The organism is Streptomyces luteolus, from assembly GCF_029968015.1.
Classification (GTDB): domain Bacteria; phylum Actinomycetota; class Actinomycetes; order Streptomycetales; family Streptomycetaceae; genus Streptomyces; species Streptomyces luteolus.
In genome coordinates, this window is sequence record NZ_JASCIS010000042.1 from 1 (window position 1) to 15,453 (window position 15,453).

14 protein-coding genes are annotated in these 15,453 nt (G+C 72.0%); 7 read left to right on the plus strand and 7 right to left on the minus strand.

Translation table 11 applies throughout. The annotated features are described in order from the left end of the window. Positions 1–68: 68 nt before the first annotated feature. A complete protein-coding gene (locus tag QIT00_RS30085; protein ID WP_282538597.1) occupies positions 69–1,265 on the minus strand; it encodes a bifunctional adenosylcobinamide kinase/adenosylcobinamide-phosphate guanylyltransferase in 1,197 nt (398 codons plus the stop codon). Between the two features lie 92 nt (positions 1,266–1,357). Between QIT00_RS30085 and QIT00_RS30090 the strand changes: the two genes are divergently transcribed. Continuing rightward, complete coding sequence (locus QIT00_RS30090; protein WP_282538598.1) at positions 1,358–1,579, plus strand: hypothetical protein; 222 nt, start codon at positions 1,358–1,360, stop codon at positions 1,577–1,579. 40 nt (positions 1,580–1,619) lie between these two features. Here the strand turns inward: QIT00_RS30090 and QIT00_RS30095 are convergent, their stop codons facing one another. The 3 genes from QIT00_RS30095 to QIT00_RS30105 all read right to left on the minus strand — a co-directional run bounded on the left by QIT00_RS30095 (position 1,620) and on the right by QIT00_RS30105 (position 3,689). Beyond that, a complete protein-coding gene (locus QIT00_RS30095; protein WP_282538599.1) occupies positions 1,620–2,207 on the minus strand; it encodes an RDD family protein in 588 nt (195 codons plus the stop codon). Between the two features lie 97 nt (positions 2,208–2,304). Further along, positions 2,305–3,039 (minus strand): class I SAM-dependent methyltransferase, encoded by a 735-nt coding sequence (locus tag QIT00_RS30100; RefSeq protein WP_282538650.1) that lies wholly within the window; start codon positions 3,037–3,039, stop codon positions 2,305–2,307. Positions 3,040–3,092: 53 nt separating this feature from the next. Beyond that, positions 3,093–3,689, minus strand: coding sequence for a DUF3043 domain-containing protein (locus QIT00_RS30105; protein ID WP_282538600.1), 597 nt, complete (start codon positions 3,687–3,689; stop codon positions 3,093–3,095). A 312-nt stretch (positions 3,690–4,001) separates the two neighbouring features. Between QIT00_RS30105 and QIT00_RS30110 the strand changes: the two genes are divergently transcribed. The 5 genes from QIT00_RS30110 (at position 4,002) to QIT00_RS30130 (ending at position 10,832) form a co-directional block, all read left to right on the plus strand. After that, a complete protein-coding gene (locus QIT00_RS30110) occupies positions 4,002–4,799 on the plus strand; it encodes a PspA/IM30 family protein (RefSeq protein WP_282538601.1) in 798 nt (265 codons plus the stop codon). 45 nt (positions 4,800–4,844) lie between these two features. Beyond that, positions 4,845–5,123: a PspA-associated protein PspAA gene (gene pspAA, locus QIT00_RS30115; protein ID WP_282538602.1), complete on the plus strand. Its 279-nt coding sequence runs from the start codon at positions 4,845–4,847 to the stop codon at positions 5,121–5,123. A gap of 436 nt (positions 5,124–5,559) precedes the next feature. After that, complete coding sequence (locus QIT00_RS30120; RefSeq protein ID WP_282538603.1) at positions 5,560–6,807, plus strand: sensor histidine kinase; 1,248 nt, start codon at positions 5,560–5,562, stop codon at positions 6,805–6,807. After that, positions 6,804–7,496 (plus strand): response regulator, encoded by a 693-nt coding sequence (locus tag QIT00_RS30125; RefSeq protein ID WP_282538604.1) that lies wholly within the window; start codon positions 6,804–6,806, stop codon positions 7,494–7,496. Before QIT00_RS30120 ends, QIT00_RS30125 begins: the two co-directional genes overlap by 4 nt. A gap of 156 nt (positions 7,497–7,652) precedes the next feature. Then, positions 7,653–10,832 (plus strand): efflux RND transporter permease subunit, encoded by a 3,180-nt coding sequence (locus tag QIT00_RS30130; protein ID WP_282538605.1) that lies wholly within the window; start codon positions 7,653–7,655, stop codon positions 10,830–10,832. A gap of 174 nt (positions 10,833–11,006) precedes the next feature. On the opposite strand, the gene QIT00_RS30135 is transcribed toward QIT00_RS30130, so the two are convergent. After that, complete coding sequence (locus QIT00_RS30135) at positions 11,007–11,879, minus strand: GNAT family N-acetyltransferase (protein ID WP_282538606.1); 873 nt, start codon at positions 11,877–11,879, stop codon at positions 11,007–11,009. 73 nt (positions 11,880–11,952) lie between these two features. After that, entirely contained in the window at positions 11,953–13,161 is a 1,209-nt protein-coding gene (nadA, locus tag QIT00_RS30140) for a quinolinate synthase NadA (RefSeq protein ID WP_282538607.1), read from the minus strand. 275 nt (positions 13,162–13,436) lie between these two features. Between nadA and QIT00_RS30145 the strand changes: the two genes are divergently transcribed. After that, on the plus strand, positions 13,437–13,793 hold the full coding sequence (locus QIT00_RS30145) for a HesB/IscA family protein (RefSeq protein WP_282538608.1): 357 nt from the start codon (positions 13,437–13,439) through the stop codon (positions 13,791–13,793). A gap of 133 nt (positions 13,794–13,926) precedes the next feature. Here the strand turns inward: QIT00_RS30145 and QIT00_RS30150 are convergent, their stop codons facing one another. Next, complete coding sequence (locus QIT00_RS30150; protein ID WP_282538609.1) at positions 13,927–15,417, minus strand: hypothetical protein; 1,491 nt, start codon at positions 15,415–15,417, stop codon at positions 13,927–13,929. Between the last annotated feature and the right edge of the window lie 36 nt (positions 15,418–15,453).

The window sequence follows — 15,453 nt, forward strand, 5'->3', positions numbered from 1 at the left end:
GGGGGGGCGGCGGCGCGCGGCCCCCCCCCCCCCCCCCCCCGCCCGCCGCCGCCAGCCGCCGCGCGCCCTCAGCCGCGCAGCGTCACCGCCTGGCCCGCCACCACCAGGAGTACGCACTCGCACTCCGCCGCGAACGCCGCGTTCAGACGGCCGAGTTCGTCGCGGAAGCGGCGGCCCGCCGCGGTCGCGGGCACCACGCCGGAGCCGACCTCGTTGGAGACCGCGACCACCGTCCTGCGCGTCGCCCGCACCGCCTCCGCCAGCTGCGCCACCCGCTCCCGCAGGGCCCGCTCGCCGCCCGCCGCCCACTTGTCGTCGTCCCACGCGCCGACCCGGTCCATCGCGTCGGTCAGCCACAGCGACAGGCAGTCGACGAGCAGCGGCGGCCCGTCCGCGTCGAGCAGCGGCACCAGCTCGCAGGTCTCCTCCGTACGCCAGCTGCCCGGCCGGCGCTCCCGGTGCAGGCCGACCCGCGCCGCCCACTCCGCATCGCCCTCGCGGCTCCCGCCGGTCGCGACGTACACCACCTCGGGGAAGGACTCCAGGCGCCGCTCCGCCTCGACGGACTTGCCGGAACGCGCCCCGCCGAGCACGAGCGTGCGCCGCGGCAGGTCCGGTACGGCGTGGAACTCGCCGACCACCACCGTCGTGCCGTCCGGCACGGCCCGCGCCCCGGCCGCGGCGAGCCGGCGGCGCAGCTCGGCGCCGGGCGGCACGTCGTGGTCGAGGTGCACCGCGAGCACATCCGTCGTGGCGGTCACCGCACCGGCCGCGCGCAGCCGCGCCAGCGCGTCGGGCCGCCCGACGACATCGCCCAGGACCATGTCGTACGGCGCCGGATGGTTCAGGCCCGCGGGCGCGCAGCCCGGCGGCAGGTAGAGCAGCCGCTCCCCACCGGGCCCCGTCACCTCGTACCCGGTGCCCGGAGCGTCCATCGCGAGCGCCCGCACCCGGTGCCCGTCGAGCAGCGCCAGCTCGCGTCCCTCCGGCACCCGCCCCGCGGTGGGCAGTCCCGCCGGGTGTTCGAGCGCCGGGCCCTCCTGGGGGTGCGAGAGCAGCACCTGGCGTACGCCGCTGAGCGAGCGGCCCGCGCGGGCGGCCGCGAACGCCGCTCCCGGCGTGAGGTCGAGCAGCAGCACGCCGTCCACGAGGAGCGCGGTCGCGGCGCGCACATCGTCGCCGAGGGCGCTCGCGCAGGCGGCGCAGGGGCAGTCGGGGCGGGGCAGCCCGTCGGGGGCGCCGGTGCCGAGCAGTGTCAGTTCCACGGGGACGATCCTGCCGCGTTCGAGACGGTCTTGCGCGCCCGGATAGGCTGCAGCCAGCAGTCGGATCTTGGACCAGCACCTGGGAGGCTGACATGGCGGCGTGGACGTGGCGGTTCGAGACGTCCGACGGTACCGAGGTGGAACCGTCGGTCCAGCCCGAGGAGTTCACGACGCAGGGCGACGCGGAGTCCTGGATCGGCGAGGTCTGGAAGGACCTCGCGGACGGCGGCACCGACCAGGTGCGGCTCTTCGAGGACAGCACGGAGATCTACGGGCCGATGAGCCTGCACGCGGAGGAAGCGGCGCAGGAGTAGGCCCGGACCGGGCGCTGACCGTCTGCCCGCGCGGGGGCGGTCAGCGCAGATCCTTGCTGCGCACGTAGCGCAGCCCGCAGTGGTCGTCGTCGTACGGCTCGCCCTCGCCCGATATCAGGCTGAGGGGCAGCTGCATCGGGAGCCAGGTCAGGCCAAGCAGCCAGCGCCGGACGGTCTGCCAGAAGCGCGGCCGTCCGCAGTCCTCGGAGCGCACCACGCGCGTGGTGAAGAGAAACTTGCCCACGCTCGCTCGGAAGATCAGCGCCCCGAACACGTGGTGCACGAAGGAGATCCCGAGGACGAGCCCCACCAGGTACCCCCAGAAGGTCCCGACGCTCTCGCCCTCGGTCAGCAGCTCCGCGAGCTTGAGACCGCCGAAGAGCGCGATCAAGCCGTCGACCAGGGCAGCGAACAACCGCCGGAAGTCCCCGACCTCCTCCGGCACGGACGGCACGGACGGCACGGACCGCGCGGGCGGCTGCTGATACGGCGGCGGGTGTTGCGCGTACGGGGAGGGCTGCTGCGGGTACGCGTACGGCTGCTGCTGCTGCTGCTGCTGTTGCTGCGGTGGTGGCTGGTACGGCTGCTGGTTCGGTTGCTGATACGGATTCGGCTGCTGGTTGATCACGCACGCCATCCTGCCCCACCCCACTGACACACGAACTCCCCTACTGCTCACGGCAGAAGGGGAGTTGGGCGTTCCGGAAAGACGGGTTCGCGGGCGTTCAGCCCCGAACCCCGCACAGATGCGTCAGGGCCGCCACCGACCGGTACGGATCCGTACGTCCAGCGCGTTCCTCCGCCGCGAGCAGCGCCGCGAGTTCCGCTTCCGGCGGCAGCTCGGCGTCGTCGGGGGCCGTGTCCGTGAAGACCCGTACGCCGTACCAGGCGTGCAGCGGAGCGCCGATGCCCGCGAGCGTCGACGTCAGGGCGGCACGGCGGTCCGCGCGCACTTCGAGGCCGATCCGGTTGGTGTACACGGTGGTGTCGAACGCGGTGAGCGCCGCCGGCCAGTCGCCGGACAGGCCGGGCCGCATCGCGAGCGCGTCCGCGTTCCGCACGAGCAGCGAGAGCAGCCCGCCCGGGGCCAGCATCCGGGCCAGACCGGCGAGCATCCCGTCCGGCTCGTCCACGTACATCAGGACGCCGTGGCAGAGCACCACGTCGAAGGAGCCGGGCAGGAAGTGCACCCCGGTGTCACGGCCGTCGCCCTCGATCAGGCGGACCCGCGCGCGGATGCCCTCCGGCTCACCGGCGAGCGCCGCGCGGGCGGCGGCCAGCATCCGGGCGTCCGACTCGATGCCGGTGACCCGGTGCCCGGTACGGGCGAGCCGCAGCGCCTGCGTGCCCTGGCCCAGGCCGACGTCGAGGACGCGCAGCCGCTGCCCGACGGGAAAGCGGGCAGCGATCTGCTCGTCGAGCTGGCGCGCGACCAGCTCCTGTCGTACGACGTTCCGCAGCCCGCCGAGGCCCTTCAGCCAGCCGGCCGCGCCCCCCTCGAAACCGAGTCCGCTCAGGGCCGCTCTCCGCGCTTGACCTGCGGCTTAGGCAGACGCAGTCGGCGCATCTGGAGCGTGCGCATCAGGGCGTACGCGACGGCGCCGCGCTTCGGCTCGTCCGGGAAGCGCTCGCGGATCTGCTTCTTCAGGCGGATCGCTGTGAAGATCGAGTCGACGACGATCAGCAGGATCACGACCAGCCAGAGCAGCAGCGCGATGTTCTGCAGCTGCGGATTCCGCAGCATGCTCAGGACGAGGATGATCACCGCCATCGGCAGGAAGTACTCGGCGATGCAGAACCGCGAGTCGACGAAGTCGCGCGCGAACTTGCGCACCTTGCCCTTGTCGCGCGCCGGCAGATAGCGCTCGTCGCCACTGGCGAGCGCCTCGCGCTGGCGCGCCATGTCCGCACGGCGGGCCTCGCGCTGCCGCTTCGCCGCCTCCTTGCGGTTCGTCGGCGTACTCGCCACGCTGCGGCGCTGCGACTGGGCCTGGCTGCGCTTGGGGGTGGGGCGACCCTTGGGTGCCTGCGGGTCGCGGGGCTGCGTGGAGTCGGCTACCGGCGCCTTGGCGCTCGGGGCCTTCTCATCCTTGGAACGGCTACGGAACACAAAACCCAAGGGTACGGGGTAGCCGGTGCGGACCACAGCCCGGTCGGGAACGATCCGGCAACGGCGGACGTCCTGAAAGACAACGGCAACGGGATGGAACGGGACCTTCCAGAACTTTGCCGCACTGATCATCTCGTCCGGGATCGTCTACTCCCTACGCCGGAGCGGCGGCCTCGTCACTCGTCCTTGGGGAGGAGTCGATCGGCGCTCGAACAGTGCGGTAATGGAGGAAGGGCCCGTAGGCTGGGTTCTGTCGCAGTGCTGGAGCTGGAACGGCCGGTCGGATCTGTCAGAAGGGGGCGCGCGAAGCCCATGAGCGGTGTCATGAAGCGTATGGGGATGATCTTCCGCGCGAAGGCGAACAAGGCCCTTGACCGGGCCGAGGACCCGCGCGAGACCCTCGATTACTCGTACCAGAAGCAGCTGGAGCTGCTGCAGAAGGTGCGCCGCGGCGTCGCGGACGTGGCGACGTCCCGCAAGCGCCTCGAGCTGCAGCTGAACCAGCTCCAGTCGCAGTCGTCCAAGCTGGAGGACCAGGGCCGCAAGGCGCTCGCGCTCGGCCGTGAGGATCTGGCGCGCGAGGCGCTGTCCCGCCGCGCCGCCCTCCAGCAGCAGGTCACGGACCTGGAGACACAGCACCAGACCCTGCAGGGCGAGGAGGAGAAGCTCACGCTCGCCGCCCAGCGCCTGCAGGCCAAGGTCGACGCCTTCCGTACGAAGAAGGAGACGATCAAGGCGACGTACACGGCGGCCCAGGCCCAGACCCGGATCGGGGAGGCCTTCTCCGGCATCTCCGAGGAGATGGGCGACGTCGGCATGGCGATCCAGCGGGCCGAGGACAAGACGGCCCAGCTGCAGGCCCGCGCCGGCGCCATCGACGAGCTGCTCGCCTCCGGCGCCCTCGACGACCAGTCCGGCTCGACGAAGGACGACATCCAGGCCGAGCTCGACCGCCTCTCCGGCGGCACCGACGTGGAGCTGGAGCTGCAGCGCATGAAGGCCGAGCTGGCCGGGGGCACCGGCCCCTCCCAGCAGGCCATCGAGGGCGGCGGCGACGACCAGGCGCAGGCCCGGCCGCAGCAGGACACGCCCCGCTTCGACAAGCAGTAGGCAGCACCAGGCCGCGTACGGAACCCTGACTCTGAGGAGAGCGTCATGATCGTACGGATCATGGGGGAGGGGCAGGTGGAGCTGGCGGACAGCCACTTCGCCGAACTGAACAAGCTGGACGACGAGTTGCTCGCGGAGATGGAGCGCGGCGACAGTCCCGGCTTCCGCACCACCCTGCACGCGCTCCTGGACAAGGTCCGCGAGCTCGGGACCCCACTGCCCGACGACGCCCTGGAACCCTCCGAACTGATCCTTCCGGCGCCGGACGCGACGCTGGAAGAGGTCAGGGAGATGCTCAGCGACGACGGCCTGATCCCGGGCTGAGGCCCGGTCTCCTGCGGTCTGGTCTCGGGCTGGCGCCCGGCCCCTTGCGGTCTGGTCTCGGGCTGGCGCCCGGCCCCTTGCGGTCTGGTCTCGGGCTGGCGCCCGGCCCCTTGCGGTCTGGTTCCGGGCTGGCGCCCGGTTCCCCTGTGGTGTGGTCTCGGGCTGGCGCCCGGTTCCCCTGTGGTGTGGTCTCGGGCTGGCGCCCGGTTCCCCTGTGGTCTGGTCTCGGGCTGGCGCCCGGTTCCCCTGTGGTGTGGTCCCGGGCTGGCGCCCGGCCCCCCGCGGTCTGGTCTCGGGCTGGCGCCCGGTCCCCCTGCGCGGTCTCGGGCTGGCGCCCGGCCCCCCTGCGGTCTGATTCCAGCCCGCCCGCCGTCGTGGCTGGTCGCGCAGTTCCCCGCGCCCCTGTCGGGGCGCGACACCGGTACCGTTGCCCGACGTGAGCACCCTCGTACGCGCCAGGGACTGGCAGAAGGCCCACCCGCTGGCCTTCGACGCCGGCCTCGCCCTGGCCGTACTCGCCTGCATGCTGCTCGGATCGTTCGTGGAACCGCACGGTCCGCGCGGGCCGTACTTCGGGCGGAGCCCCGACGGGCCGAGCATCACCCTGATGCTCGCCGGCTCCGTCGCGCTGATCTTCCGGCGCCGCAGCCCGTGGCTTGTGCTCGCCGCCACGGTCGCCGTGTCCCTCGTCGAGGTGATCACCGGGGAGCCGCGGGCGCCCGTCGCGATGTGTGCCGTGATCGCCCTGTTCACCGTCGCCGCACGCACCGACCGGCCCACCACCTGGCGGGTCGGCCTGCTCACCATGACCCTGCTCACCGGCACCGCGATGCTCACCGGTCCGTTGCCCTGGTACGCGCAGGAAAACCTCGGCGTCTTCGCCTGGACCGGCATGGCCGCGGCCGCCGGGGACGCCGTGCGCAGCCGCCGGGCCTTCGTCGACGCCATCCGCGAGCGGGCCGAACGCGCCGAGCGGACCCGCGAGGAGGAGGCTCGCCGCCGGGTCGCCGAGGAGCGGCTGCGGATCGCCCGCGACCTGCACGACGTGGTCGCCCACCACATCGCCCTCGTCAACGTCCAGGCGGGCGTCGCCGCGCACGTCATGGACAAGCGGCCCGACCAGGCCAAGGAAGCGCTCGGGCACGTACGCGAGGCCAGCCGCTCCGCGCTCGACGAACTCCGCGCCACCGTGGGCCTGTTGCGGCAGACCGGCGACCCCGAGGCGCCCACCGAACCGGCGCCGGGCCTCGCCCGGCTCGGCGACCTCGTCGACGGCTTCCGGAACGCCGGGATCCCCGTCGAAGTGGCCTGCGCCGACGAGCACACCCCGCTGCCCGCCGCCGTGGACCTGGCCGCGTACCGCGTCATCCAGGAAGCCCTGACCAACGTGCACAAGCACGCGGGCGCCGACGCCAAGGCCGAGCTGAGCGTCATCCGGGTCGGCGGCAACGTGGAGATCACCGTCATCGACGACGGGCCCGGCGCGGACGAGCCCGCCGAGAGGAGCGGCGGCCACGGGCTGCTCGGCATGCGCGAACGCGTCTCCGCACTCGGCGGCGCCCTCACGGCAGGACCCCGCTACGGCGGCGGCTTCCGCGTCCATGCGATCCTGCCCGTTGCCGACCGCGCGGCCACCGACCGCCCGGCCACCGACCGCCCGGCCACCACGGGGGAGACCGCATGACCACCATCAGGGTGCTGCTCGCCGACGACCAGGCCCTGTTGCGCAGCGCCTTCAAGGTCCTCGTCGACTCCGAGCCGGACATGCGGGTCGTCGGCGAGGCCTCCGACGGCGCCGAGGCCGTCGCACTCGCCCGCTCCGAACGGGCCGACGTCGTCCTCATGGACATCCGCATGCCCGGTACGGACGGCCTCGCCGCGACCCGCAGGATCAGCGCCGACCCGGATCTCGCCGGGGTCCGCGTCGTCATGCTGACCACCTTCGAGGTCGACGAGTACGTGGTGCAGTCGCTGCGCGCCGGTGCCTCAGGCTTCCTCGGCAAGGGCTCCGAGCCCGACGAGCTGCTCAACGCCATCCGCGTCGCCGCCGCCGGTGAGGCGCTGCTCTCGCCCGCCGCGACCAAGGGCCTGATCGCCAAGTTCCTCGCCCAGGGCGGCGGTTCGGACGACGGCGACGGGACGGGCGGGGCCCACGCGGAACGCCTGCGGGCCCTCACCGGGCGCGAGCGCGAGGTCCTCGTGCAGGTCGCGGGCGGCCTCTCCAACGACGAGATCGCCGAGCGCCTGACCGTCAGCCCGCTCACCGTGAAGACCCATGTGAACCGCGCCATGGCCAAGCTGGGCGCCCGCGACCGGGCGCAACTCGTCGTCATCGCGTACGAATCGGGGCTGGTACGTCCGAGGGTGGACTGAGCCCCGAAGGGTCGTACTGCGCTCGCAGTATGCGCCGGATAAGGAAGGGGACCTGGGAGCGAGGAATACCGCTCCCGGCATGACCGAGGGTTGAAGGGTCGGGCGCAGGCTGCGCCCTCTCCTGCCGCGCAAGCCACAGAAGAGAGACCCTCACCCATGTCCTGGCTGTCAAGATTCAGCCTCGCCCAACGGGCCCTGATCGGGCTGATCTCGATCGTCGCGATCGCCTTCGGCGCGATCGCCGTCCCGCAGCTCAAGCAGCAGCTGCTCCCGTCCATCGAACTCCCGATGGTCTCCGTCATCGCCCCGTACCAGGGCGCGTCCCCCGACGTGGTCGAGAAGCAGGTCGTCGAGCCGCTCGAGTCGTCCATCGAGGCGGTCGACGGCATCACCGGCATCACCGCCACCGCCAGCGAGGGCAACGCCCTGGTCATGGCCCAGTTCGACTACGGCGACAGCGACTCCAAGCAGCTCGTCGCCGACGTCCAGCAGGCCGTGAACCGGGCCCGCGCCCAGCTGCCGCAGGACGTCGACCCGCAGGTCGTCGCGGGCTCCACGGACGACATACCCACCGTCGTCCTGGCCGCGTCCGCCGACGGCACCGACCAGCAGGCGCTCGCCGACCAGTTGGAGCGCAGCGTCGTACCCGTGCTCAAGGACATCGACGGCGTCGGCCAGGTCTCGGTGGACGGCGTGCGCGACCTGCAGGTGGCGGTCACCCCGGACGAGGCGAAGCTGGCGCGGGCGGGCCTCACGCCGGGCGCGCTGGTGCAGGCGCTGCAGCAGGGCGGGGCGTCGGTCCCGGCCGGTTCCTTCGACGAGGCGGGCAAGAACCGCACCGTCCAGGTCGGCGGCGGCTTCACCTCCCTGAAGCAGGTCGAGGACCTGATGGTCGCGCCGGAGGCGGCACCCGGCGCCTCCCAGGGGCAGCCGAAGAAGCCCGTACGCCTCGGCTCCGTCGCCGAGGTCGAGCAGCAGGAGGCCGCGGCCACCTCGCTGACCCGTACGAACGGGGAGCCCAGCCTCGCCGTCGTCGTCACCATGGACCAGGACGGCTCCGCCGTCGACATCTCGGACGAGGTCAAGGCCGAACTCCCGGACCTGCGCGAGGACCTGGGCGCCGACGCCGACCTGACCGTGGTCTCCGACCAGGGCCCGGCGGTCTCGAAGTCGATCTCCAGCCTGACCACCGAGGGTGCGCTCGGCCTGGCCTTCGCGGTCGTCATCATCCTGGTCTTCCTCACGTCGATCCGCTCGACGCTTGTCACCGCGGTCTCCATCCCGCTCTCGGTCGTCCTCGCGCTGATCGTCCTGTGGACGCGCGACCTGTCCCTGAACATGCTCACGCTCGGCGCCCTGACCATCGCGATCGGCCGGGTCGTGGACGACTCGATCGTGGTCCTGGAGAACATCAAGCGGCACCTCGGCTACGGCGAGGAGCGCAAGGAGGCGATCCTCAGCGCGGTCAAGGAGGTCTCCGGCGCGGTCACCTCGTCGACGCTCACCACGGTCGCGGTGTTCCTGCCGATCGGCCTGGTCGGCGGCATGGTGGGCGAGCTGTTCGGCTCGTTCTCGCTGACCGTCACGGCCGCCCTGCTCGCCTCCCTGATCGTCTCCCTGACGGTCGTGCCGGTGCTCTCGTACTGGTTCCTGCGCGCCCCCAAGGGCACCGCGGAGCTCGACCCGGACGAGGCGCGCCGCAAGGCCGAGGAGAAGGAGGCCCGCAGTTGGCTGCAGCGGCTGTACGTGCCCGTGCTCCGCTTCGCCACCCGGCGCCGCTTCACCAGCCTGCTGATCGCGGTCGTGGTCCTGGTCGGCACGTTCGGCATGGCGCCGATGCTGAAGACCAACTTCTTCGACCAGGGAGAGCAGGAAGTCCTCTCCATCAAGCAGGAGTTGAAGCCCGGCACCAGCCTCGCCGCGACCGACGAGGCGGCCGGGAAGGTCGAGAAGGCCCTCGCCGGGATCGACGGCGTCAAGGACTACCAGGTCACCATCGGCTCGTCCGGCTTCATGGCGGCCTTCGGTGGCGGCACCGACAGCAACCAGGCCTCGTACCAGGTGACCCTCACCGAGGACGCCGACTACAAGAAGACCGGCGACGCCATCGAGCGGGAGCTCGGCGCCCTCGACGGCATCGGCGAGACCCGCATCGCGGGCGGCGACCCCATGGCGGGGCAGGACCTCAGCGTGGTCGTCAAGGCCGCCGACGCCGACGTACTGAAGAAGGCGTCCGAGCAGGTCAGGGACGGGGTCGCGGAGCTTGACGACGTCACCGACGTGCAGAGTGACCTGTCGCAGTCGGTGCCGCGGATCTCGGTCAAGGCCAACGAGAAGGCCGCCGCGGCCGGGTTCAACGACACCACGCTCGGCCAGGCCGTCGCCCAGGCCGTGCGCGGCACCCCCAGCGGCAAGGCCGTGCTCGACGACACCGAGCGGGACGTCGTCGTGAAGTCCGAGAGGCCCGCGGAGACCCTCGACGAGCTGCGGAACCTGCGGCTCGGCCGGGTCGAGCTCGGCGACATCGCCACGGTGAAGCTGGTCGACGGCCCGGTCTCGATGACCCGGATCGACGGCGCCCGCGCCGCGACGATAACGGCGCGGCCCACCGGCGACAACACGGGTGCGGTCAGCACCGCGCTCCAGACCAAGCTGAACGACCTTGAGAAGGAGCTGCCGGACGGTGCCACGGTGTCCATCGGCGGAGTCTCCGAGGACCAGGACGAGGCCTTCGCCTCGCTCGGCCTGGCGATGCTCGCGGCGATCGCGATCGTCTTCATGCTGCTCGTGGCGACCTTCAAGTCCCTGGTGCAGCCGCTGATCCTGCTGGTCTCCATCCCGTTCGCGGCCACCGGCGCGATCGGGCTGCTCGTCGCCACCGGCACCCCGATGGGCGTCCCGGCGATGATCGGCATGCTGATGCTGATCGGCATCGTGGTCACCAACGCGATCGTGCTGATCGACCTGATCAACCAGTACCGCGAGAAGGGCTACGGCACCGTCGAAGCGGTCATCGAGGGCGGTCGCCACCGCCTCCGCCCGATCCTGATGACGGCCCTGGCGACGATCTGCGCGCTCGCCCCGATGGCGGCGGGCGTCACCGGACACGGCGGCTTCATCGCCAAGCCGCTCGCGATCGTGGTGATCGGCGGCCTGGTCACGTCGACGCTGCTCACGCTGCTCCTGGTGCCGACGCTCTACGCGATGATCGAACTCCGCAAGGAGCGCCGCGCGAAGAAGAAGGCGGCCAGGCGCGCCAAGAAGGCGGGCGTCCCGGAGCAGCCCGAGGCCGCGCCGGAGTCGAACACGGACGAGCCGGAGCCCGCGAAGGTCTGACGGACGGCCGTACGCACGAGGCGCACGGGTCGTACGCACGGGTCGTACGCACGGGTCGTACGCACGGGTCGTCCGCACGAGGCGCACGGTCGCACGCACGAGGCGGACGGTCCTACGCACGAGGGGGCGCCCCTCTCCGGTCAACTGCCGGAGAGGGGCGCCCCCTTCGCGTACCTACAGGTACTTCCCCGTCGGCACGAACCCCACCGGCGGGCGCATGCCGCGCAGGCACAGGTAGCCGCCCGGTTCTGGCTGCAGCCCGGCCGTCAGGGCGATGTCGACGGCCCAGCGCTGTTCCGCGGTGACGTTGGAGATCTTGACGTTCCGGCCGGCGGGCACGTCCCGCAGCGCCGCCGTGAGCAGCCGCGCGGCGACCGCATCGGTGGTCGCGCAGAGCCCCATGAGCTCGACCTTGTCCGGCAGCGACATGTCGATGAAGCAGTACCCCCGGCCGTCCGCGGCGTCCACCGTCAACAACCGGCAGTCCCGCAGGAGTTCGGCGTGGTCGGGCCCGTGCGCGCCCCCGCGCACCTGTCGGTCGACGGCGTCCAGGAAGTCCGGGTCACCGCCCTCGGACAGGGGCCCGCCCGGCGTGGGCAGACGTGCCGGATCGAGCGCACCCTCAAGGCGTATCGCCGGGTGCAGGGCGAAGCCCGCCGCCCAGTAGGCACGCGCCGCCCGAGGGTCGAGGGAGCCGGAGATGATCCCCCGCGCACATCCCTCGCCGTACGCCAGCGCCCGGTCCAGAAGCGCCCGCCCGACACCCTTGCCCTGCGCCTCGGGCGCCACGACGAGCAGCGAGAGGCCCCACACGGACTCCCGCCGGGACGCGACGACGGCGCCGAGCGCGCCCGACGCGTCGTACGCGATCAGGGACCCGTCCGGATCGTGGCGCACGAAGTGCCGGTGCAGCGCGTCGAGCCGCGCCTGCCGGGCCGGTGCGGGCGGGGGTTCGGGCGGGACGCCCGGGGCGGCGAAGGCGGCGGTGGTGATGCGTTGGACGTCAGCGAGGTCGTCGGCGGTGTCCCGCAGCGGGCGAAGGATCATCCTCCGCACGCTACGGACACCGCCGAGCCGTGGAAACGGGATTTACGGCAGCGCCGAGCCGTGGAAACGGGATTTACGGCAGCGCCAGCATCCGCTCGAGCGCGAGCTTCGCGAAGCTCTCCGTCTCCTTGTCGACCTCGATGCGGTTGACCAGGTTGCCCTCGGCGAGCGACTCAAGAGCCCAGACCAGGTGCGGCAGGTCGATCCGGTTCATGGTCGAGCAGAAGCAGACCGTCTTGTCGAGGAAGACGATCTCCTTGCCCTCGGGCGCGAAGCGGTTGGCGAGCCGGCGGACCAGGTTCAGCTCGGTGCCGATCGCCCACTTCGAACCGGCCGGGGCCGCCTCCAGGGCCTTGATGATGTACTCCGTCGACCCGACGTAGTCCGCCGCGGCCACGACCTCGTTCTTGCACTCGGGGTGCACCAGCACGTTCACACCGGGGATGCGCGCGCGCACGTCCTCGACCGAGTCCAGGCTGAACCGGCCGTGCACCGAGCAGTGGCCGCGCCACAGGATCATCCTGGCGGCCCGCAGCTGCTCGGCGGTCAGGCCGCCGTTCGGCTTGTGCGGGTTGTAGACCACGCAGTCGTCGAGGGACATGCCCATGTCCCGGACGGCCGTGTTCCGGCCCAGGTGCTGGTCGGGCAGGAACAGCACCTTTGTCTGTTCGGGTCCCCCTTGCTCGAACGCCCAGTCCAGGGCGCGCTTCGCGTTGGACGAGGTGCAGATCGTGCCGCCGTGCTTGCCGGTGAAGGCCTTGATGTCGGCGGAGGAGTTCATGTACGAGACCGGCACGACCTGCTCGGCTATGCCCGCCTCGGTCAGCACGTCCCAGCACTCGGCGACCTGCTCGGCGGTCGCCATGTCGGCCATCGAGCAGCCGGCGGCGAGGTCGGGCAGGACCACCTTCTGGTCGTCGGAGGTCAGGATGTCCGCCGACTCGGCCATGAAGTGCACACCGCAGAAGACGATGTACTCGGCCTCCGGCTTGGCGGCGGCGTCCTTGGCCAGCTTGAAGGAGTCACCGGTCACGTCGGCGAACTGGATGACCTCGTCGCGCTGGTAGTGGTGACCGAGCACGAAGACCTTGTCACCGAGCTTCTCCTTGGCGGCGCGGGCCCGCTCCACCAGGTCCGGGTCGGACGGCGAGGGCAGGTCGCCCGGGCACTCGACGCCCCGCTCGCTCTTGGGGTCGGCCTCGCGGCCGAGCAGCAGCAGGGCGAGCGGTGTGGGCTCGACAGCCAGGTCTACGGGGGAGTGGGCGGTGGTCACGACACGCACCCTTTCTTCGTCCGGCGGGCAGAACCCGCCGTCCGGGCCTGCTTCTCGTCAAGATGACGCTATCTATCATAACCGCTTCACGTCAGTTTGACGATGGCCATCGTGTCGATGTGACGCATTCCCGGACCACGCACCGGCGCCTTGCCCGGCGAGGGTGTGCGAGCATGAGGAGACAGGCGGAAACGCGGAAACAGCGTGCCGGGCCCGGAATGAATCCGCGGCCCCGACGGTTGCACCCGTCGGCAAGCAGTCCGAACAACCCGGGAGAGATGTAGATGTCCGTATCGGACGAGACCACCACCGTCAGCGACGGCATCATCCTGTCCGACGCCGCCGCGGCCAAGGTCAAGGCCCTCCTCGACCAGGAAGGCCGTGACGACCTCGCTCTGCGTGTCGCCGTTCAGCCCGGTGGCTGCTCGGGTCTGCGGTACCAGCTGTTCTTCGACGAGCGCTCGCTCGACGGCGACGTCGTGAAGGACTTCGATGGAGTCAAGGTCGTCACCGACCGCATGAGCGCCCCGTACCTCGGCGGTGCCTCCATCGACTTCGTCGACACGATCGAGAAGCAGGGCTTCACCATCGACAACCCCAACGCCACGGGCTCCTGCGCCTGCGGCGACTCCTTCAGCTGAGCCTGCCGGCTCCCCGGAGTCACTGACGTACGTCGGAGTCACTGACGTACGTACGACGAAGGCGGCGCTCCCCGCACCGGGGGCGCCGCCTTCGCACGCTCGTGCCTTGGTCTACTGCCGCTCGTGCCCCGGTCTACTTCCGCTGCACCGCGACCCCGTTCGTGCCGACCACGGTCCGCTCGCCGAGCGGCTTCTCCAACGTCACCTCGGCCGTCCGCTCCTCGGCGATCATCACGCAGACCTCGCCCTTCTTCTGCGGCTTCTCGGCCACGGCGACGCGCACCTCGCTCGCGCTCTCGGTCGCCCGCGCCGTGTACTCACTGCACGCCCCGCCCCAGAACCGCAACGTCAGCTTCCGCCCGTCCACGCTGTACGAGGTCACCGGCACGTTCCTGGACTCCGGGCCGGCGTCCTCGGTCGGCTCGGGCTTCGGCGCGCCAGGCTTCGCCAGGTACTCCGGGTCCACCGCGGGATGCGTCACCGTGAACGCCCGCTCGGCACCCTCCGGCCGCACCTCGAACAGCCAGGACGGTACGAGCACCTGCCGCCCCCGCTCGAAGTGCAGCGCGAGCCCGAACGTCGCCTCCGCCACCTCGACCGGCTCGGGCTTGGCACCCCCCGACTCCGGCAGGCAGGGCTGCTGGGGGCCGTCGGGCGCGGGCTCGCCCGGGGCGATACCGCCGGGGCCGGGCGCGCTCGACGCGGCCCCGCCCTCGGAGTGCGGCACCGGCCGAGCGCAGCCACCGCTTCCGCTTCCCGGCCCGGTGCTCGCGGCGGCCTCGTTCAGCTCCGCGATCGTCTTCTCGGCGCTCAGTACGGGATACGCGGCGCCCTTCACCGGCTTCGCCAACTTCCCGCTGCCGCCGACCACTTGACCGTCGGAGCCGATCTGCACCCCGGTCGACCAGCCGTACGTGGGCAGCCCGTCCACCTTCGGGTCGGCGTTGACGACCCGCACCGCGCCCATCGTCTGCGAGGCGTCGAGCGCGGCACCGCTCTGCCCGACCGCCTTCAGCACGGGAGCCGCGGCACTCCTGGCGGCCTCCTCGCTCACCGGCCCGGGATCCGTCTCCCCGGAGCCCGAACTGCTCTGGGAACCCGAACTGCTCTGGGAGCCCGAACTGCCCTTCGGTGCACAGGTCTTGCCCTTGACGCAGTTGTCCGTACCGCCCGCATGAGCCTGGAAGGTCCAGCTGCCCGGCGCTTCCTTGCCCACCGTCAGCGTCGGCCCGTCCCCGGCCCGGCCCACCTTCCACGTGGTGCCCTCGGCGCGCGGAGTGCCGGACACGTCGAGCGCCTCGGCGAGCCTCGCCACCTGGTCAGCGCCGACCGTGCCGCGCAGCCGGTGCACGGACGCGGACCCCGGGCCCTTCGGCAGCTCACCGTCCGCCCGGTACGTCACGCCGCTAGGCGCGGGCTCCCCGGGTGCGACATCCCGCGCGGCGTCGTCCAGGGTCAGCGGGGGAGGAGTGTCATCGGCCGCGGGCGTGCCGGAACCCCCCGAGGCGTTCGCCGCGACATACGCGCCGCCGCCACCGGCGAGCAGCACCGCCGCCGCCACCGAGGCGGCCACGATCCCGGGCCGCCGCCGACGGGTGCCCTCGTGCGTCTCCTCGCTGCCCACCGCATCGCTCCTTCGTCCACGCCGACTCCCCGAACG